The organism is Pseudomonas sp. 50_B (genome assembly GCF_017491625.1).
GTDB classification, from domain to species: Bacteria; Pseudomonadota; Gammaproteobacteria; order Pseudomonadales; family Pseudomonadaceae; genus Aquipseudomonas; species Aquipseudomonas danubii.
The window spans coordinates 1-244 of sequence record NZ_JAFGYX010000209.1 but is presented as its reverse complement, the minus strand read 5'-3'; the positions used below and the strand labels follow the sequence as shown (position 1 = coordinate 244).

General features: G+C 60.7%; 1 protein-coding gene. It reads right to left on the bottom strand.

Features of this window, described 5'->3' with window-relative positions:
• The coding region (locus tag J5M73_RS31655; RefSeq protein ID WP_207817042.1) for an amino acid permease at nt 1-244 on the bottom strand (244 nt) is incomplete at both ends.

Sequence of the window (244 nt, the reverse complement as noted above, 5' to 3'; positions counted from 1 at the left end):
CAAAATTCGGATTGCTACGGCCCCAGATATCGCGGGTGAAGATGTCGGCCTTGAACGCCACGGCCGCAATGACGATGAACATCACCAGCGGCACAATCTTCGCCACCGTGGTCAATTGGTTGATGAAGGCCGCTTCCTTGATCCCGCGCAGCACCAGGAAGTGCACGGCCCAGAGCAGCACCGAGGCGCCGATCACCGCGGCCGGGGTGTTGCCCTCGCCGAAGATCGGGAAGAAATAGCCCAA